The organism is Pseudomonas sp. Au-Pse12, assembly GCF_021341665.1.
In the GTDB taxonomy this organism is placed as follows: domain Bacteria; phylum Pseudomonadota; class Gammaproteobacteria; order Pseudomonadales; family Pseudomonadaceae; genus Aquipseudomonas.
This window is the reverse complement of record NZ_JAJTTH010000001.1, coordinates 377,127-397,041: the sequence shown is the minus strand read 5'-3', so window position 1 is coordinate 397,041 and position 19,915 is coordinate 377,127. Positions and strand designations below refer to the sequence as shown.

The following is a 19,915-nucleotide window of genomic DNA, read 5'->3' as shown; positions in this document are numbered from 1 at the left end:
GAACGTTTCCTAAGGCCGCTGGCGATCAACTATTGAAACGGGTAACCAAGGCGTTTAGTTCATGAGCGGTGGACTCCAGGTCGCCACCCACCGTCGAAGAGTGCACGGCAATGTCGGCGTTCTGGTCCGAAACCCTCGCAATACTGGTGATCTGCTCGGATATTTCCTCGGCCACATGGGCTTGTTGCTCCGAGGCGGCAGCCATTTGCTGGCTCATCTGGTGAATCCGCTCCACTGCCGAGTTGATGCCATTCAGGGCTTCCTGGGTGCTGATCACCTGGGCCACCCCGGAGCGCGCCTCAAGGCTGCCCTGGCGCGCCACCTCCACCGCCTGGGTGGCGACTTCCTGCAAGGTGACGATGATGCGCTGGATGCTCTGGGTCGACTCCTGGGTCTTCGACGCCAGGGCCCGTACCTCGTCGGCCACCACCGCGAAACCACGGCCCTGCTCGCCCGCCCGAGCCGCCTCGATCGCCGCGTTGAGGGCCAGCAGGTTGGTCTGCTCGGCAATGGAGCGGATCATGTTCGCCGCCTGCTGGATGGATTGGGTTTCCTCGGCCAGGCCTTCCACGGACTGGCTGACCGCGTCCACGGTGTCGGCCAGCTTCTCGATCACCACCCGGGTCTTCTGCGCTTCCTGGGAACCCACCTGGGTCAGGTTGTTGACCTGGTCGGCGGCCGAGGCGGTGTCATGGATATGCACCGAGACCTCGGAAATCGACGAAGCCATCTGGTTCATCGCGGTGGCCGCCATGTCGGCTTCGTCGCGCTGCTTGCCCAGCGCCGCTTCCGCCTGCTTGGACAGGCTCTGGCTGGTCGAGGCCAGGGACGCCGCCTGGTTGGCGTAGTCGCCAAGCCGGCTGAGGGCGGTGCGGATTTTCGCCGACTCGCTGATCAGGATCATCTGCAACTGCGCCACCGGGCCGTGTTCGTCGGTGTAGGTGCGGGCGATCAGCTCACTGTCGAAGCTGCCCAGCGACACCGCGCTGATACGCCCGAGCATCTGCCGCGCGCGATACAGGGCATAGCCCTGCACCGCGAAATACCCGGGAACCGCCGCTCCCAGCCCGGCCCAGGCGCCACCCAGCGAGTAGGCGCCAACCGTGGCCGCCAGGGCCAGCAGTGGCGGCAAGGCGAAAGCGCAGGCGCTGGCCACCCGGTAGCGCCAGGGCAAGGCCAGGTTATCGCTGCGCATGCGTTGATAGAGGCCGCTGGCGCGTTCCACCTGTTCACGCTCGGGCTTGACCCGCACCGACTCGTAGCCGGCAATCACACCCTTGTTGAAGATCGGCGTGACGTAGGCGTTGACCCAGTAGTGGTCGCCGTTGCTGCTGCGGTTCTTGACGATGCCCATCCAGCTCTTGCCGTCCTTGAGGTAGGACCACATGTGCGCGAACACCGCTTCGGGCATGTCCGGATGGCGCACGATGTTGTGCGGGCTGCCAATCAGTTGTTCGCGGCTGAAACCACTGACCGCGACAAATTCGTCATTGCAGTAAGTAATCTTGCCGTGAACATCGGTGGCGGAAATAAGCCGTTGTTCTGCGGGAAACACCAGTTCGCGCTGGGTTACAGGAAGGTTGTTTCTCATCTAGAGCGCCTCGCAGGAAAGTGTTCATTTTCCATTCGGTATCAAATAAAGATTTCCGCATCCTGCGATGACTCGAAGACTTCCTCTGCTAACGTGCAGAACTTTTCTGAGCCAAGTGAATTATTGCAAATGGCCATTATCGATCCAGTCGACGCAAGTCTAGATTCCGGCGTCAAAAAAAGTGTGAAAATTTCATCAAGCCATTCAACTTGAACGGCAAAAAATCAAAGATTTTCTGATGTACATCAACAATTGAAGCCAGGATAGAAAGCTTGCTTACTAGTTGTTGAGAAGCATTCTTTGCAAAACTTCCAACGCCGCCGAAAACTCCATCTTCCGCACATGACGGACAAACTCGTCGAAGTCTTGCGCTGGGCAAGGCAAGCGCTTTTGTGCCAAGGCATCGGTGAGGTTCAAGGCTTGCAGATTGCTCTGGCGCAACAGCGGCAGAATCTCCTGCAAGGCGCTGTGGAAACCGTCCAGATCCAGGGTTTCCTGAAAGGCGTGGGTCGGCTCCACCCCGGCAGTGGCCAGCTCCAGCTGCAGGCTGGCCACGGTCCTGGCCAGCAACTGCTGCAGTTCATCCAGCTCACCCGGGGCGAGGGTTTGCACCAGCGCGGCGCCGTTGCGCAGGGCCTGCTCCAGCTCGTCGCAGCGCAGCGCAAAAGCGCTGCCGCCAAGGTTGCCCGCCGCGCCTTTGAGGGTGTGCAGCACATAGCAGGCCTCCTTCGGGTTGTTCTCTGCCAGGCTCTGACGCAGGCGTTCAAGCAGCTCCCCCAGCGCCGACTCCGAGCCCTGGAGCACCTGATTGAGCAGGTCGCGGTTGCCGCCGAAACGCTCGACGATCCGTGCCGGGTCCTCGATCAAGCCGCCCTCCAGGGGCGCGCTGGCCCGCTCCGGCTCCCGCGTACCAGCAGCGGTCCAGAACAACAGGCTGTTGATCAGCTCCGGCAGGTTGATCGGTTTGCCGACATGGTCGTCCATGCCCGCTTCCAGGCAGCTCTGGCGGTCGGCCTGGGAGGCGTTGGCGGTCATGGCAATGATCGGCAGGCGGGCAAAACGGGGATCGGCACGGATGCGCCGAGTGGCTTCATAGCCGTCGATATCGGGCATCTGGATGTCCATCAGCACCGCGGCAAAGGGTTCCTCGGCTTCGAGGGTCATGTTCACCCCCTGCAGCCCGCCCTCTGCCAGCTGCACCTGGGCCCCTTCCAGCGTCAGCAGTTCGCGGGCGATCTGGCGGTTCAGGGCGTTGTCCTCCACCACCAGCAGCCGCAGGCCGGTGAGCGCCGTGAGCCGCGCAGGCGGCGTGGACGGCGTGGACGGCGGGCGCTGAACGGCAGCGGAGCCTTCGGCCAGCAGCAGCTGCGCCAGTTGCCGAGGGGTAAAGGGCTTGCTCAGGTAGCGCGCGAAAGGTGCCTCGGCGCTGTCCAGCCTGGCCAACAGCGCAATGGCGTCGTGATGACTCAACATCACCACCGTCGGCGGCGTTGCAAGCCCCATGTCCTTGATCAGTTGGGCGGCGTGCAGGCCGTCCATGCCCGGCATCAGCCAATCCAGCAAGACCAGGTCGAACGCCTCGCCCCGGGCCACGGCGGTGTCCACGGCCAACAGGGCCTGGCCGCCACTGGCGGCGTGTTCGACGCGCCAGCCAAAACTGCGCAAGGTGCGCACATTCAGCGCCAGCGCCTGAGGGTGGTCATCCACCACCAGCACCCGCAAGGCCTTGCCTCCCAGAGGCAGGGCTTCGGCGACACAGGCGCCGTCCAGCCCCAGTTCCAGTTCGAAGCTGAAACAACTGCCGCTACCGAGCTGGCTGTGCACCTGCAATTCCCCGCCCATCAGCTGTACCAGGTGCTTGCAGATCGCCAGCCCCAGGCCGGTGCCGCCAAAACGCCGGGTGGTTGACGCCTCGGCCTGACGGAAACCTTCGAAAATCACCTGCAGGTGTTCGGCGCTGATGCCAATGCCACTGTCACTCACCGCCACTTGCAGGCGCACGCTGTGCTCCAGCTGTTCAAGCAAGGTCAGGCCCACCACCACCTGGCCCTCGGCGGTGAACTTCAGGGCATTGCCCGCCAGGTTGATCAACACCTGCTTCAAGCGCAGGCTATCGCCCACCAGGTTCAGCGGCAACCGCGGGTCGAGATCGAAGATCAGCTCGATATCGCCCAGGCCCTGGTTGCCCGCCAGCACCACCGCCAGGTCGCGCAGCAGTTGGTCGAGGTCGAAGGCGTGCTCCTCCAGCTGCAACTTGCCGGCCTCGATCTTCGAATAATCGAGGATGTCGTTGAGCAGGCCGAGCAAGGACTTGGCGGCGGTCTGCGCCTTGGTCGCGTAATCCAGCTGGCGCGGTTCCAGGCCGGCCAGTTGCAACAGTTGCAACATGCCCAGTACGGCATTCATCGGCGTGCGGATCTCATGGCTCATGTTGGCCAGGAACGAAGACTTGGCCTCGCTCGCGGCATCCGCCTGCTCCCTGGCATACAGCAGCCGGGACTCCAGCTCCCGCTGGGCAGTGATGTCCAGGTTGATCCCGGTGACCCGCAACGCCTCGCCCTCGGCGTTGCGCTCCACATAAGCCCCGGACTGGATGAAATGCACCTGCCCGCTGGGGGTGACCACGCGGAAAACCGGATCGTAGATGCCCTGCCCCGCCACCGCCTGTTCCAGCTTGCGATGGGTCAGTTCCCGGTCATCGGGGTGCACCCGGGCCAGCCAGTGCTCATACTTCAAACCGTTGCCCCGCAGTTCCAGCGGCTGCTCATAGAGCTCGAACATGCGTTCGTTCCAGTCCAGCGACTGGTCATCGAGGTTCCATGACCAGATGCCCAGCTTGGCCACTTTGGCGGCCATCAACAGTTGGTCGCGGGCGGCCGCCAAAGTCTGTTCCGCGGCCTTGCGCTCGGTGATGTCCACGGCGATGCCCAGGTAGCCGGTCAGTTGCCCGCCGTCATCACGCAGGGCACTGACCACCAGGGTCGCGGCGAAGTGCGAACCGTCCTTGCGCACCATGGTCCATTCGCGGGTTTGCGTACCCTCGGTTTCCGCCTGCTGGACGAACACCCGAAAGCCGTCGATGCGGCGCTGCTGCTGGGCACTGAGTTCAATGCCGCGCTGCTGGAGCTCTTCCGGCAGGTGGATCACCGTCGGCGTGTGCAGCCCCACCAGCTCCTCGGCCAGGTACCCCGTCAGGCGCTCGGCGCCGCGATTGAACACACGGATGATGCCGTCGCGGTCGGTGGCGATGATCGCCACCTCCGAGGCCGAGCGCAGCACGCTGGAGAGCAGCAGGTTGATCTGCCCCAGCTCGGCGGTGCGCGCCGCCACCTGGTCCTCCAGGCTGGCGTTGAGTTCGAGAATCCGCGCCTCGGCGGCTTTCTGCGCGCTGATGTCACGGACCGTCTCCGAGGCGCCGATGACCTGGCCGCGCTCATTGATAATCGGCGAAACGTTGACCGACACCTCCACCCGGCTGCCGTCCCGGCGCCGGCGTTGGGTATCGAAGCTGTGCACCCGTTCGCCATTGCGCAACTGGCGCAGGATCTGCCGTTCTTCCTGCGCCAGCTCCGGCGGCACGATCAGGTCCAGGAGCAGGCGGCCCCGGGCCTGTTCGGCGCTGTAGCCGAATATCTCTTCGGCGCCGCGGTTCCAGCTGGTGATACGCCCTTCCAGGGTCTTGCCGATGATGCCGTCGGTGGAGCTTTCGACGATGGCCGCAAGCCGGGTCTGGTCACGGCGCAAACGGTTCTGCCGGTTGACCCCCAGGGCAATGAGGGTGCCCACCACCGCCAGCAACAGGGTCAGCAGGCCGCCGACCCACAGGACCCAGGCGAGCGAGGTCTGCCGCAGCGGCTCGACGAACCCCGGCCCCACGCTGTACTCGAAGGCCCAGCGGCGACCGAACACCTGCTCCTCACGGGTACGCACGGTCAGCGTGTCCTTCAAGGGCTGGGCCGAGCTGGCAAAAAAGCTGACGGCGTCGGCGCCATCGCTGATGTCGCGCAACACCAGGCGCTGGCTGGCAGGGTCTAGCGGCAAGTCCTTGAGCACCTCGTTCATCACCAGGGGCGCATAGGTCCAGCCCAGGGTCTGGGCGTCGCGCTGATGCGGCGACGACGGCACCTCGGCGCTGCGGTACACCGGCAACAGGAACAGCAACGAGCCCAGCACCGCGCCGGGCTCCTGGCGCAGCGACAAGGGCCCGGTCAGCCGCGGCTCGCCACTGTACATGGCGGCCACCGCGGCGGCCCGGCGCACCGGCTCCGACGCCAGGTCCAGGCCCAGGGCCGACTGGTTCGGCGCCAGCGGCTCGATGTACTGGACCACGTAGCGATCACCGTGGTGGGGCTGCCATTGCTGCACATGAAAGCCCGGCGCGCCGTCGATCTGCGCCGCGGCCTGGAACGCGCTCTCGCGCGCCTCGGGCACGCGCCGGACAAAACCGAAACCGTGGGCGCCGAAAAACTCCTTGTTCAGGTCCCGGCCCTGGCTGTAGCGGTGGAAGATCTCCCGGCTCACGCCGTCTTCACCGGCGGTGACAATCACCCCGCGAGCGCCGCGCAAGCCGTATTGGTACAAGGTCATGCGCTCCAGCACATGGTGCGCGGCATCCGCGGCCGCCCGCGACACCGCCTGCTCGAGCTGATGGGCGTTGAGCCGCGCCACCAGCCAGTAGACCCCGGCGGTGGCGCTGATACCCAGCACACTGATCAGCGCCAGATAGAGAAGGCCTATGTGTACAGCGCGTCCAGACTTCAAGGGGAATCCTCGTCAGGGCCAGCAGGGCCTATGGCATTGCCAGCAGGCAGCCCGTGGCCAGGTATTCACTCATGTTCTGGTACGACAGCGGCCGGCAATAGAAAAACCCCTGCATCACGTGACAGCCCAGGGCGGACAGCGCCTGGGCCTGCTCCGCGGTCTCGACGCCCTCGGCCACCAATTGCAGCCCCAGGGACAGCCCCAGCTGGATGATGGCGCCGGTGATCGCCGCATCGCTGGGGTCGGTGAGCATGTCGCGCACGAAACTCTGGTCGATTTTCAGCACGTCGATGGGCAAGCGCTTGAGGTAGGCCAGACTGGAATAGCCGGTGCCGAAATCATCGATGGCGATGCTCACCCCCAGGGCCTTCAAGTCGCCGAGCAAGTCACAGCTGTGCTCGCCATCCACCAGCGCCAGGACCCCTTCGGTGATTTCCAGTTCCAGCGCCCGCGGTTCGACGCCGCTGTCACAGAGTGCCTGCTTGACCAGGTCGAGAAACTGCGGATCGGAAAACTGCAGCGGCGAGATGTTGACGCTGACGCTGATGGCCTGCCCCTGATCGTTCCATTGACGGACGGCCTGGCACGCCTGGCGCAGCACCCAGCGCCCCAGGGGCACGATCAGCCCGCAATCCTCGGCCAGGGGAATGAATTCGGCGGGGGAAATCATCCAGCCGTGCTCGTCGCGCAAACGCACCAGGGCTTCGACGCCGACCACCCGCTGCAAGCGCAGATCGACCTTGGCCTGGTAGAACACCTCGAACCGCTCCTGCTCCAGCGCGGTGCGCATCTCCCGTTCCAGCTGATGCCGAGCGCGGATCCGCTGATGGGTCGGAGCGTCGAAGAAGCGGTACTGGCCGCGCCCGGCCTGCTTGGCCTGGTGCGCCGCGGCGTCGGCGTGCTGCAACAGCGACTCGGCGTCCAGGCTGTCATCGGGATAGACACTGATGCCGATGCTGGCGGTCAGATCGTAGCGGGACGGCCCGATCACCAGCGGCTGGGCGATGACCTGCAACACCCGCTCGGCGCATTCGCTCAGATCGTCCACGGCGTTCAGTTCGGGCACCAGCAGCATGAACTCGTCGCCGCCCTGACGGCTCAGGGTGTCGGTCAGGCGACAGCAGTGGCGCAAGCGCTGGGCGATTTCCTGAAGCACCGCGTCGCCTTCGCGATGGCTGCTGGTGTCATTGATTACCTTGAAATGGTCGATGTCGATCGACAGCAACCCGACCAGCCCCTGGACCGAGGCGCCTTTGCGAATCGCCTGTTCGGTGCGGTCATGCAGCAACTGGCGGTTGGGCAGCTGGGTCAGGGCGTCGTAGTTGGCCAGGCGCCGCGACTCTTCGCCCAGCTTGATGTGGGCCTCGACCCGCGCCCGGGCAATCGGCACATTGATCGGTTTTTGCAGGAAATCGGCGCCACCGAGGCGCAAGGCACGCAGTTCATGCTCGCCCTGGCGGTGCGAGGTCACGAAAATCACCGAGGCCTGGCACAGCCGCGGGTCGGATTTGATCAGCTCGCACACCGAATAACCGTCCATGTCGGGCATTTCGATATCCAGCAGGACGATATCCGGGCGGCACTGGCGGGCCACTTCCAGGGCCTGGGCACCTTGCGTGGCGACGTACACCTCGCCCAGGTCCTGGATGGCCTGGCCGAGTATTCTCAGGTCATTGACCTGATCGTCGACAATCAAGATGACCGGTTTGTGATTGAGCATCATGCTTATCCCCCATCCGGATCCCTGAGATGGATTTCCGACTCCTGCCAGAGAATCCTAGACGAAGATTGGTAAGCCCAATGCCACTCCCTTGGTATAGGGCTGGAGGCCACGACTTTCCGGGGCTTGAGCCAATAGCAACGCGTTGCAGATACCCGCTGGGGCAGGACAGCCAAGGCTGCTGGCCCGGCGCCCCGACCGCCCGCCGCGCCCCGGACTGACCGGGGCTGGAGCCCCAAGATGCAAGACGTTCAACTGCAACAGGCCGCTCGCGACGACTGGCCCTGCCTGGAAAACCTCATGCAGTTCTACCTCTATGAGCTGAGCCGGTGGCTGCCGATCAAATTCGGCGCCCAGGGGCTGTACCCGCTCCAGGCCCTGGACGACTACTGGCGCGACCCGGCCACCCAGCCCTGGCTGATCCGCGTGGCCGGGGAGCTGGCGGGGTTTGCCGTGGTCGACCGGCAAGGCTGTGACAACCCGGCGCGCTGCAACCTGGGCTACCTGTTCGTTGGGCGACGCTTTCGCCGCCAGGGCCTCGGCCGACAGGTGGCACTGCAGCTGTTCGAGCGCTTCAAGGGGCCCTGGCAGGTGCAGCACTTTGACGCCAACCTGCCCGCCCGGGATTTCTGGCAAGCCATGCTGCCAACCCTGAGCCCGACACCGAGCGTCGCCCAGGGCCACCCCACCCGCCTGTACCGCTGGCCAGGTTGAAGGCACGCGCCACCACCTGAGCGGGTGTGCCAGGCCGCGCCTTGCCGGCAAGCCATTGCAGGCGTTGGCAAAGCCCGGGCCGATCGCCTACCTTTTGCCAGGCCGCCTGGCGCCCCCTCCCCAGTCAAAGAGCCCGACTCATGCCCTGCTCCGTCACCCACACCGCGCGCCTGCTGCTGCGCCCGCCAAGCCTGGCCGACCTGCCCCGGGTCTGTGCCATCCACGGCGACCCGCAAACCAACCGCTTCAACCCCAACGGCCCGGCCAGCGACGCCGCCAGCCGCGAAAAACTGGACAGCTGGATGCTGCACTGGCGGCAACACGGCTTCGGCTACTGGGCGATCACCCGGCTGGACGCGCCAGAACGGATCATCGGCTTCGGCGGCATCATGCAGGCGTATTTTGGCCAGGCCGCCGGGCTGAACCTGTACTTTCGCTTCAGCCCCGAGGCCTGGGGCCAGGGCTACGCCAACGAAATGGGGCAAGCGGCCTTGCACTTGGCCTTCAACGAGCTGCACGCGCCGCAGGTCACCGGCCTGGTGCGGCCCGACAACCTGCCGTCGCGGCGCGCCCTGGAACGCCTGGGCCTGACCCCGGAGGGCGAACTGGATGATTTTCCCGGACAAGCGCCGAGCCTGTTGTACCGGCTCAACGCGCACGATCACCCGACGCCCGGCCGGCGGTGACGGATATGTGCACGGCCGAGGATTGACAAAGCCCGCGCCGGCTTTTAAAACTGGGCGCCTGATTTCAGAGCCGCATCGACCATGTCCCCAGCCACGCCCTTCATCCTTCGCACCATTGGCCTCTCGGCCAAGGTCGAGGCGCGCGTGGCCTGCAGCTCTAAATCGAAGAAACAGTCGCTCATGTGACCGGGGCGCTGTGTCCCGTCAGATGAGCTGACAGGACATCAAGCGCTACGGATACCCTCCCCCTGCTGAACGCCCTTCTACTCTTCTGACGACGACCCGACGGTCAACCATCAGGAGAACACGCATGTCATCGTTTCAAGGTATCTGGGTCCCTATCGTCACCCCCTTCATCGACGGCGCCATCGATTTTGCCGCCCTGCGGCGCTTGACCGCCCATCTGCTGGAAAGCGGCGTGGCCGGGCTGGTGGTCTGCGGCACCACGGGGGAAGCCGCCGCCCTGGACAAGGACGAACAGCTGGCCGTGCTCGACGCGGTGCTGGAACTGGCCCCCGCGGGGCGCGTGATCATGGGGCTGGCGGGCAATAACCTGAAGTCGCTGTTGAGCCTGCAGGCGCAGATCCTGAAACGCCCGGTGGCCGCCTTGCTGGTGCCCGCGCCTTATTACATCCGTCCTTCGCAAGCGGCCCTGGAAAGCTTCTTTGCCACCCTGGCCGACGCCTCCAGCGTGCCGTTGATCGTCTACGACATTCCCTACCGTACCGGGGTCACCCTGGACACCGGCACCTTGCTCAACATCGTGGCCCACCCGCGGATCGCGGCGGTCAAGGACTGCGGCGGCAACCTGGAGAAAACCCTGGCGCTGCTGGCCAGTGGCGAGGTGCAGGTGCTGTGCGGCGAAGACCTGCAACTGTTCAACGCCCTGTGCCTGGGGGCGAGTGGAGCCATCGCAGCCTCGGCGCACATTCGCCCGGACCTGTTCGTGCAATTGCAGCGCCAAGTCCAGGCGCAGCAACTGGAGGCCGCCCGAAGCACATTCATGCAGTTGGTGCCGCTGATCAAAGCCTTGTTCGCCGAGCCCAACCCGGCGCCGGTCAAGGCATTGCTGGCCCAACAGGGGCTGATCGACGGGCAGTTACGAGCGCCGATGCAGGCGTGCAGCCCCGCCCTGCAAGCCCGCCTGCGCGCCCTGTAGGGGCTTTCAACGGACCGGAGGGACGCGGATCTGGCCGGCGCGGCACTGGTTCTTCACGCCTTTGCCGCAAGCGCCGAACCCCAAGTCCTTGGTCAGGCAAACGCGGACCTCGGAAAGCTCGGGGCCACTGCAGAGGATGGCGATGCCGTTCTCGGCAATCCCCGGGTTGCTCTGGCGAAACTGCTGGGCAATCTGTGTGGCTTCGAAGTAGCGCACCGTGGTCGAAGGCTGCAGCGCTTCAGGTATCTGCACCGTGGCCAGGGCCTTGTCCGCGGCATCCAGGTAACCCATGGCTCCCAGGCCGCTGCAAGTGCCGTGCTTGGTCCATTCGTGATTCATCAGCTTGGCCGTGGGAAACAGGGTCAGGCCCTTGGCTCGTTCCTCGGCATTCAGTGGGGTCAAGGGTGGACAGGACTCGGGCCAGCCGCCCTTGGCGTATTGCGGCCACAGGCCGTGCAGGACAAAACCGTAGCCCTTGCCCGTGCATTGCTGGTTTTCCGGGTGCATCAGGCAGAAGGTCGGCGACCAGGACAGGGTCAGCAGGTAATAGTCGAAGGTGCCCGCCACCGAATCGCGCTGCTGCTTGGGCTGACGTGCGTCGCTGATGCCCACCATCCCCAGGGTCAGCACCAGGGCCGCCATCAGGGCAAAAAACTTTCTCATCGTGACCTCTCCTTGTGGAATCGAATCGTCCTGACCCCGCCATCGGGGTGCAGCGCTTGGAACGCAGATTCACCTTCTTGGCATGCCGGGGTTGCAGGAACATGACATTCGCCGCGCCGTGCCCCGGCAAAGCCGGTCAGGCGCGACGGTACAGAGCGTCTAGAGCGCCGGGCTGTCACTGCGGCGATACAGCCCCACCCCCACCGCCAAGATGGCCAGCATGCCGGCACAGCTGCGGTTGACCCAGCCCATCACCCGGGCGGAAAAGCGCACCATGGCGCGGCGGCCGCCAAAGGCGTACAGGCTCATCATCAGGCAGTCCACCAGGGCACTGACCAGGGCCAGGACCAGGTACTGCTCGGCCACCGGCTGGTCGGGGCGCACGAACTGCGGCACGAAGGCCGAGAAGAACAGCAAGCCCTTGGGGTTGGACAGGCCCACCAGCAATGCCCGGCGAAACGCCGAGCGACCGCTGGCCGAAGCGCCCTCAAGGCGGTTCGCCAGGGCCTGGGTCGGCGCCCGCCACAAGCCCCAGGCCAGGTACAGCAGATAGACCGCGCCGCCGGTCTTGACCAGCACGAACAACGACTCCGAGGCCTGCAGCAAGGCCCCCAGGCCACAGCCCACGGCACCGATCAGCAGCAGATCGGACAGCGCCGCACCGGCGATCCCGCAGCCGGCCACCCGCATCCCGTGGACCGCGCCGTTGTTCAGGGCCAGCAGCATCGAAGGCCCGGGCGTGATCATCACCGCGCTGACGGTGACGATGTAGAGAAACAGTGTTGCCGCATCCATCGTGGTACTCCTGAAAAATCCACCGCGCCCCGCAACGCCCCCGGGATCTGCATACAGGCACACCCCGGGCCTCGGCGCGCGGTGCGAACGATGACGCAACGCAGGGGCACAGATCAAGGACGGCGATCAGCGCCTGACGTCAAAGGCCGGCACCTTCGGCTTCAGGCACACTGACAAAGACGCTGTAGCGGGCCCCTTCCATGGCTTCGAAGGCAATCAGCTTCTGCACCAGCGGCTCGCTGAGCACCTTGCCGGCATTGAGCAGCAACATGCCGTTGTCGGCATTCAGGTTGCGCCGCAGGACCATCCCTGCCTGCAGTTCGCGGGTTCCCAGCGCCTTGACCGTCGGATCATCGACGGTGACGTCACTCTGGCAGGTGGCACAGACGTGGACGAATTCCTCCACCAGGTTCGGGTCGTACAAGCGCCCCGCGTACTTGCGGATGAACAGCAGGGCCTCATCGCTGTTCATCCGGCGCTCCAGAATCAGCCCGCACTGCAACTCGATGTAGTCCACCGCCAGCTTCAACAGCCGGGCGCCCCAGGGAATGGCCTCGCCCTTGAGGCGATGGGGAAAGCCGCTGCCGTCCCAGCGCTCCTGGTGGGCCAGGATCAGCCGCGCGGCATCCTGCATCGGCTCCAGCGCCATCAGCACCGACTCACTCTGCTCCGGATAGGCCCGGTAGCGCTCTTGGTCGGTATGCCGTAACAGGTCCGCCGGCGCCGAGAGCATGGTGTCGCTCCAGCTCAGCTTGCCGATGTTGTACAGGGCGGCCGCCATGGTCAGGTCGCGGCTGCTGGCCTCGTCCAGGCGGTACTTTCTGCAGCAGGCGCGCACCAGTTCGATGATTCTGCGGTTGGTTTGCTTGTCGGCGGGCAGGCGCAGGTTGGCCAGCAGCGAAAACACCTCGGTGGCCGTCACATAGCTGTGCTTGAGCTCTTCATAGGCCAGGTCGAGCATGTCGGCGGTCTGCTGCAGCTCCGCCGTGCGCGAGGCCACGTGCCTTTCCAGGCTGGCGTTGTTCGACTTGAGCTGCTGGTTCTGCTCCAGGACCAATTGCTGCAAACGCTTGAGCTCGCGCTCGGCATGCTGGTGCGCCAGGCTCTGGCGCAGTATCAGCAGCAGTTCTTCGTCATTCCACGGTTTGCTCAGGTACTGGTGGATCTGCCCTTCGTTGACCGCCTTGATGATGGTGTTCAGGTCGGCGTAGCCGGTGAGCAGGATACGCCGGGTCTCCGGGTGTTTTTCCCGCACCCGGGCGAGCAAATGGGCGCCGTCCATGCCGGGCATGCGCGCATCGCTCATCACCAAGTCGACACGCCCTTGCGCGAGGATTTCCAGGGCTTGGGCGCCACTGGTGGCCAGCAGCACCTCATAGGGCTCGGGACGCAGCAGGCGCTTGAGGCTGTTGAGAATCGATTCTTCGTCGTCCACCAGCAACACACGTGAACGCTGAGCGGGCTCAAGCAACTGCGGTTCTTCCATGAGGCTCTCCCTGTGCTGCATCAACTGCCCCGGACCGTGCTCACGAACTGTTGGCAACGGTGGGAATTCCCAGACAATCCTAGATGATTTTTTCCCATTTTCACGCCCGCGCCGCGCGCCGAAAAAAATCGTCTCCAGAGGCACTCGCAGTGACTATGCTGACAGCGTTGAAACGCGGGCTCAGGGCACTAGGGAAGGTCTATGGACGCTGGCAACGACGCGCAGACAAAAAAACAAGACGCCTCGGAGTCGGCTGCAGGGCAGGTCAACCGGCGGATCCTGATTGTGGACGACAGCCCGGCGATCCATGAAGACTTCCACAAGATCCTCGCACCGCCCAAGGAGCCGGACCTGAGCCAGGCCGAACACCTGCTGTTCGGCAGCGACAGCGTCAGCCCCCCACCCCACCCGCCTCCCTTCACCCTCGACTCGGCGTTTCAAGGCCGCGAAGCCCTGGCCAAGGTCGAGTCGTCCCTGGCCCAGGGCCTGCCCTATGCCCTGGCCTTCATCGACATGCGCATGCCGCCCGGCTGGGACGGCCTGGAAACCATCGAGCGATTGTGGAAAGCCGACCCGGACCTGCAGATCGCCCTGTGCACCGCCTACTCCGACTATTCCTGGGAGGCGATGGCGGAACGCTTGGCGTTTGGCGATCAGCTGCTGATCCTGAAAAAGCCCTTCGACAGCCTGGAAATCCGCCAGATGGCCAGCGCCCTGACCTGGAAGTGGCAGATGGCCAGGGACGCCCGGCAGAAACTCGACGACCTGCAACAGACCATTGAAGGGCGGGTGGCCGAGCTACTCAAGGTCTCGCACCTGCTGCACTACGACGCCCTCACCGGGCTGCCCTCCAGCACCCTGCTGGGCGATCGCCTGGGCCAGGCCATGGCCCGGGCCCGCAGGTATGACCAACCACTGGCGGTGATGTTCTTCGGCCTCGACCGCTTCAAGCGGATCAACCATGCCCTGGGGTACCCGGCCGGGGATGAACTGCTGAAGAACATCGCTCACAGCCTGGAGCAGGACATGCGCGAGTCGGACTCGGTGTTCCGCTACGGCTCCGACGAATTCGTCGTGCTGCTCCCCGACCAGCAGCACCCCGCCCAGGTCCGCGCCCTGGCGGAAAAACTCCTGGCCACCGTCGGCCAGTTGCACGACATCGCCGGGCATGGCCTGCGGGTGACGGCCAGCCTGGGAATCAGCCTGTACCCCGAGGACGGCCAGGATCCCCTGTCGCTGATCAAGAAGGCCGAAATGGCCATGCGCACCAGCAAGGAACAGGCCCCCGGCAGTTATAGCTTCTTCACCGACGACATGACTCACCGGGCCCGGCAACAGCAGTACCTGGAATCGGGGATTCGCCAGGCCCTGGAGCGCCAGGAATTCCTTCTGCACTACCAGCCGAAAATCCATCTGGCCTCGGGCCGGGTAGTCGGCGCAGAGGCACTGATTCGCTGGCAGCACCCGCAACAGGGCTGGATCAGCCCCGAGCAGTTCATTCCGGTGGCCGAAGACAGTGGCTTGATCACCCGCATCAGCCAGTGGGTGCTGGCTGAGGCCGCTCGCCAGTGCCGAGCCTGGCAGGACGCCGGCCTGCCCCGGGTGCCGTTGTCCATCAACCTCTCGGCCAGCGATTTCCGCCAGCCGCAACTGCTCCAGCAACTGCACAGCGCACTCACCGCCAACGCCCTGGACCCGGCATTGCTGGAGCTGGAGATCACCGAAGGCGTGCTGATGCAGAACGTCGAGGCGACCCTCGCCACCCTGCTGGCGATCAAGGACCTGGGCGTGCGCCTGGCCATCGACGACTTCGGCACCGGTTATTCGAGCCTGAGCTACCTGCGCAAGTTTCCGGTGGACGTCTTGAAGATCGACCAGTCCTTCGTCCAGGGCCTGAGCCACGAACACAAGGACGCGGTGCTGGTCAGCGCCATCATCAACCTGGGTCGCAGCCTCAACCTGAAGGTCATCGCCGAGGGCGTGGAAACCCTCCAGCAATTGACCTTTCTCCAGCAGCAAGGCTGCGAGGAAGCCCAGGGTTACTACTTCAGCAAGGCCTTGCCGGCCGCGGACTTCAGCCACCTGCTCGGCATGCGCCAGCCACCGTTCCAAGGGACGAACCATGACCGCGAGCAGTGAACACGCACCGCGCCGCCACCCGGGCAAGCCTCTGCGCCTGCTGCTCGGGCTCGGGCTCGGCATCAGCCTGAGCGCTGCCGCCGCGCCACTGGACGAGCCGCTCAAGTCGCTGCCCGCGGCGCCGGCCCTGGACCCGCAGCGGGTCGAGCTCGGACGCCGGCTGTTCAATGAACCGCGCCTGTCCCAGGACCAGAGCCTGTCCTGCGCCAGTTGCCACCACCTGGACCAGGGCGGCGCCGACAACCAGGCCAAGTCGCTGGGCCTCAAGGGGCAACTCACCCGGGTCAATGCCCCCAGCGTGTTCAACGCCGCGCTGAATTTCCGGCAATTCTGGGACGGCCGCGCCGACACCCTCGAAGCACAGATCGACAACGTCGTGCAGAGCCCCATCGAAATGGGCAACAACTGGCCAACGCTGATCCGCACCTTGAGCGACGACAGCAGCTACCGCCAGGCCTTCGGCGAGCTGTACCAGGACGGGGTCACCGTGGCCAACGTGCAGAACGCCCTGGCCAGCTATGAACGGACCCTGATCAGCGCCAACTCGCGGTTCGACCAGTACCTGCAAGGCAACACCGACATTCTCAGCCTCGACGAAAAGTACGGTTACCAGCGATTCAAGGACTACGGCTGCATCGCCTGCCATCAGGGGGTCAACATCGGCGGCAACATGTTCCAGAAGTTCGGCGTGATGGGCGACTACTTCGCGGCCCGGGGCAACCCCACCGAAGCCGACCTGGGGCGCTTCCTGGTCACCGGCGACGAACAGGACCGCAACGTCTTCAAGGTGCCCAGCCTGCGCAATGTCGCGGTGACCGCGCCGTACTTCCACGACGGCTCGGCGCAGACCCTGGAACAGGCCGTGGAGGTGATGTTCAAGTATCAGCTGGGGCGTCCGCCCAACCCCCAGGACACCAGCCTGATCGTCAAGTTTCTCAAGACCCTGACCGGCGAATGGCAGGGCAAGCCGCTATGAAGGCACTGCGTCGCTCGTCCAACCTGCTGCTGGCGCTGCTGACCCTCGGCCTGTTGCTGGGGCTGGCCTTTCTCTACCTCAAGACCGTGATCAGCCAACCCTCGAACTACGCGCAGTCGCGCGACCTGATCAGCCACATCAAGCAGTTGAACGCGCAATGGGAAACCGAGGTGCTCAAGGCGCGGATCGCCATCAGCCACAACTACGATCCGCTGGTCATGCCGGTGCAGGAAATCAACCAGCTGTGGAACCGCTTCGATCAGCTCTCGCAACCGGAGCAGCTGCACGATGACTCGGCGACCTGGAAAGCCAGCCACCAAGCGTTCATCGAGGCGTTCAAGGAAAAGGCCGACCTGGTGGAGCGTTTCAAGTCCCACAACTCGATACTGCGCAACTCCCTGGCGTTCCTGCCCACCGCCGAAGACGATATCCAGCGCCGCTTGGCCGGCCTTGACGACGACGCGCGGCTGCTGGAACAGAACATCGCCATCGACACCTATGACCTGCTGCTCAGCAGCCTGGAGTTCGCCCAGGTGTCCAGCGACGACAAGGCCGCGGACATCCTCGTCGGGCTGAACAAGCTGGCGGTCAACAAGGAGCGCCTGCCCGAGCCGCTGCATGAACCGGTGGATATTCTCAGCAACCATGTCTCGGTGATCCTGCGCGAGCAGCCGGTGGTCAACGACCTGCTGGAGCGGATCACCTCGATCCCGATCGCCCAGCGCCTGGACGACATCACCCGCCAGCTCAATCAGGACCAGTTCCAGGCCGACCAGCAGGACCAGCTGGCTCATCAGTACCTGCTGCTGTTCGCCGCCCTGCTGGTGATGCTGATCCTCTACCTGGCCGTCAGGCTGGTACGCAGCTACGCCGTGATCCGCCGCGTGAACAGCGCCCTGCAGAGCGCCAATGAACACCTGGAACTCAGGGTCGAGGAGCGAACCCGGGAACTCAAGGAAACGCAGAGTGAGCTGCTGGACACCGCGCGCCAGGCCGGCATGGCGGAAATTGCCACCAATGTCCTGCACAACGTCGGCAATGTGCTCAACAGCGTGAACATCTCCAGCGAAATCCTCAGCCGCACACTTCGCACCAGCAAGACCCAGGGGCTGGGCAAGGCCATGCAACTGATCAACCAGCATCAGGATGACCTCGGGCATTTTTTCACCCTGGACGACAAAGGCAAGCTGCTCCCCGGCTACCTCAATCAGCTGGTCGAAGCGATTGCCAGCGAGCAGCAGACCATGGGCGAAGAACTGGCGCAGCTGGGCCGCAGCGTCGACCACATCAAGGAAATCGTCGCCACCCAGCAGTCCTATGCCGGCGCGCAGCGGTTGATCGAGCCCTTGCGCATCGCCGAGCTGATCGACGACGCCCTGCGCATGAATTCCGGGGCCCTGGCCCGGCACCAGGTGACGGTGGTCAAGGACTACAGCCAGCTGCCCTTGGTAATGGGCGACAAGCACCGCATGCTGCTGATCCTGATCAACCTGATCAGCAACGCCAAGTACGCCATGTCCAACCTCGACGACCACCCCCGCACCCTGACGCTGAGCGCCAGGGTGGTGGACGGCCGGACCCTGAGCATCAGCGTCAAGGATGAAGGCGAAGGCATTCCCGCCGAGAACCTGGCGCGGATCTTTACCCACGGTTTCACCACCCGCAAGGACGGCCATGGCTTCGGCTTGCACAGCTGCGCCCTGGCCGCCATGGAGATGGATGGACAATTGAACGTGCACAGCGATGGCCCAGGCCTGGGGGCCACCTTCACCCTGGAAGTGCCGCTGATCGACGCTGAGGACCCATGATGGACGAGTTGAGCAACCGCCGGATCCTGCTGATCGACGATACCCCGTCGATCCACGATGACTTTCGCAAGATCCTCACCCCGCCGCAGACGGACGACAGCAGCCTGGACGACCTGGAGGCGCAACTGTTCGGCGCCCAGGCCAAGCCCCAGCAACAGCCTTTCGAGCTGGATTCGGCCTACGGCGGCGAGGAAGGCCTGGCCATGGTCTGCCGGGCCCAGGAACAGCAACGCCCCTATGCCCTGGCGTTCGTCGACATGCGCATGCCCCAGGGCTGGGACGGGGCACAGACCGTCGAGCGGCTCTGGCAGCAGGATCCCCGGCTGCAAGTGGTGGTCTGCACCGCCTACTCCGACTATTCCTGGGAGGAACTGCTGGAGCGCCTGCAAGGGCACCATCGCCTGCTGATCCTGAAAAAGCCCTTTGACAACATCGAAGTCCAGCAGATGGCCAGCACCCTGACCAGCAAGTGGGAGATGACCGCCCGCGCGCTCCTGCAAATGCACCACCTGGAGCACCTGGTGGAACAGCGCACCGAGGACCTGAAACAGGCAGGCGCGGCGCTGCAACTGCAGATCGACGAACGCAAGCAGCTGGAGAACCAGCTGGTGCAATCGGAAAAACTGGCCTCCCTCGGCCAGCTCGCCGCCGGGGTCGCCCACGAGATCAACAACCCTATCGGCTTTGTCTCCTCCAACCTCGGCAGCCTGTCGGGCTATCTGCAGCAGCTCAACCAGATGCTCGGTGCCTACCGCCAGGCCGAGGAAGCCATCGCCGACCCGGAGTTGCGCAAGCGCCTGCAGAGCCTGCGCGAGAGTATCGACCTGGACTTCCTCCAGGAAGACATTCCGGTGCTGATCAGGGAATCCAAGGAAGGCATCGGCCGGGTGGCGCAGATCGTCAAGGACCTGAAGAACTTCTCCCGGGTCGACAGCGACCAGCAATGGCAACTGGCGAACCTGCAACAGGGCATCGACTCGACCCTGAACATCGTGGCCAACGAACTCAAGTACAAGGCCGACCTGGTCACCGACTACCAGCCGCTGCCGGAAATCGAGTGCCTGCCCTCGCAGCTCAATCAAGTGGTGATGAACCTGGTGGTCAACGCCGCCCAGGCCATCGGCCCGGAACGCGGCACCATCACCCTGCGCAACGGCGTCGAGGGCGACCGGGTCTGGCTGGAGGTCAGCGACACCGGCTGCGGCATCGACGAAGAGCACCTGGCGAAGATCTTCGACCCGTTCTTTACCACCAAGCCGGTGGGCCAGGGGACGGGCCTGGGCCTGTCGCTGTCCTACGGAATCGTCCAGAAGCACGGCGGGCAGATCAGCGTGCGCAGCCAGCCCGGCGTCGGCAGCACGTTTCGCGTCGAGCTGCCGATCCGTCAGGAGCGTCAAGCCGCGCCAGCGCACTGAGG

Annotated in this window: 13 protein-coding genes and 1 pseudogene; 7 read left to right on the top strand and 7 right to left on the bottom strand. The window is 64.6% G+C overall.

Annotation, left to right across the window (positions count from 1 at the left end):
- Nucleotides 1-25: 25 nt before the first annotated feature.
- From LXM55_RS01765 to LXM55_RS01755, 4 genes and pseudogenes are all read right to left on the bottom strand, one after another.
- Nucleotides 26-1,195, bottom strand: coding sequence for a methyl-accepting chemotaxis protein (locus LXM55_RS01765; RefSeq protein ID WP_442799733.1), 1,170 nt, complete (start codon nucleotides 1,193-1,195; stop codon nucleotides 26-28).
- A 78-nt stretch (nucleotides 1,196-1,273) separates the two neighbouring features.
- Nucleotides 1,274-1,591, bottom strand: a pseudogene (locus tag LXM55_RS32585) (PAS domain-containing protein); the annotation flags it as partial.
- Between the two features lie 279 nt (nucleotides 1,592-1,870).
- The gene (locus tag LXM55_RS01760; RefSeq protein ID WP_442799732.1) at nucleotides 1,871-6,178 is read right to left on the bottom strand and encodes a PAS domain S-box protein; all 4,308 of its coding nucleotides are present in this window, start codon (nucleotides 6,176-6,178) and stop codon (nucleotides 1,871-1,873) included.
- A 202-nt stretch (nucleotides 6,179-6,380) separates the two neighbouring features.
- The gene (locus LXM55_RS01755) at nucleotides 6,381-8,075 is read right to left on the bottom strand and encodes a putative bifunctional diguanylate cyclase/phosphodiesterase (RefSeq protein WP_233318052.1); all 1,695 of its coding nucleotides are present in this window, start codon (nucleotides 8,073-8,075) and stop codon (nucleotides 6,381-6,383) included.
- Nucleotides 8,076-8,312: 237 nt separating this feature from the next.
- Between LXM55_RS01755 and LXM55_RS01750 the strand changes: the two genes are divergently transcribed.
- The 3 genes from LXM55_RS01750 to dapA all read left to right on the top strand — a co-directional run bounded on the left by LXM55_RS01750 (nucleotide 8,313) and on the right by dapA (nucleotide 10,631).
- A complete protein-coding gene (locus tag LXM55_RS01750) occupies nucleotides 8,313-8,786 on the top strand; it encodes a GNAT family N-acetyltransferase (RefSeq protein ID WP_233318049.1) in 474 nt (157 codons plus the stop codon).
- A 140-nt stretch (nucleotides 8,787-8,926) separates the two neighbouring features.
- Entirely contained in the window at nucleotides 8,927-9,472 is a 546-nt protein-coding gene (locus LXM55_RS01745; RefSeq protein WP_233318046.1) for a GNAT family N-acetyltransferase, read from the top strand.
- Between the two features lie 310 nt (nucleotides 9,473-9,782).
- Entirely contained in the window at nucleotides 9,783-10,631 is an 849-nt protein-coding gene (dapA, locus tag LXM55_RS01740; RefSeq protein ID WP_233318043.1) for a 4-hydroxy-tetrahydrodipicolinate synthase, read from the top strand.
- Nucleotides 10,632-10,637: 6 nt separating this feature from the next.
- Here the strand turns inward: dapA and LXM55_RS01735 are convergent, their stop codons facing one another.
- The 3 genes from LXM55_RS01735 to LXM55_RS01725 form a co-directional block, all read right to left on the bottom strand.
- A complete protein-coding gene (locus tag LXM55_RS01735) occupies nucleotides 10,638-11,294 on the bottom strand; it encodes a ribonuclease T2 (protein WP_233318040.1) in 657 nt (218 codons plus the stop codon).
- Between the two features lie 159 nt (nucleotides 11,295-11,453).
- Nucleotides 11,454-12,089 carry a LysE family translocator gene (locus LXM55_RS01730; RefSeq protein WP_233318037.1) on the bottom strand — a complete coding sequence of 212 codons (636 nt, stop codon included), beginning with the start codon at nucleotides 12,087-12,089 and terminating at the stop codon, nucleotides 11,454-11,456.
- A 139-nt stretch (nucleotides 12,090-12,228) separates the two neighbouring features.
- Nucleotides 12,229-13,575: an HD domain-containing phosphohydrolase gene (locus tag LXM55_RS01725; protein ID WP_233318034.1), complete on the bottom strand. Its 1,347-nt coding sequence runs from the start codon at nucleotides 13,573-13,575 to the stop codon at nucleotides 12,229-12,231.
- Between the two features lie 201 nt (nucleotides 13,576-13,776).
- On the opposite strand from LXM55_RS01725, the gene LXM55_RS01720 reads away from it, so the two are divergent.
- Genes LXM55_RS01720 through LXM55_RS01705 form a run of 4 tightly spaced genes read left to right on the top strand, consistent with a single transcriptional unit; the run spans nucleotide 13,777 to nucleotide 19,913 of the window.
- Nucleotides 13,777-15,714 (top strand): putative bifunctional diguanylate cyclase/phosphodiesterase, encoded by a 1,938-nt coding sequence (locus LXM55_RS01720; protein WP_233318031.1) that lies wholly within the window; start codon nucleotides 13,777-13,779, stop codon nucleotides 15,712-15,714.
- Nucleotides 15,698-16,690: a cytochrome-c peroxidase gene (locus LXM55_RS01715; RefSeq protein WP_233318027.1), complete on the top strand. Its 993-nt coding sequence runs from the start codon at nucleotides 15,698-15,700 to the stop codon at nucleotides 16,688-16,690. The genes LXM55_RS01720 and LXM55_RS01715 overlap by 17 nt, the downstream gene beginning before the upstream one ends.
- The gene (locus LXM55_RS01710; RefSeq protein ID WP_233318024.1) at nucleotides 16,687-18,498 is read left to right on the top strand and encodes a DAHL domain-containing protein; all 1,812 of its coding nucleotides are present in this window, start codon (nucleotides 16,687-16,689) and stop codon (nucleotides 18,496-18,498) included. Before LXM55_RS01715 ends, LXM55_RS01710 begins: the two co-directional genes overlap by 4 nt.
- The gene (locus tag LXM55_RS01705) at nucleotides 18,498-19,913 is read left to right on the top strand and encodes an ATP-binding protein (protein ID WP_233318022.1); all 1,416 of its coding nucleotides are present in this window, start codon (nucleotides 18,498-18,500) and stop codon (nucleotides 19,911-19,913) included. Before LXM55_RS01710 ends, LXM55_RS01705 begins: the two co-directional genes overlap by 1 nt.
- Nucleotides 19,914-19,915: the final 2 nt, after the last annotated feature.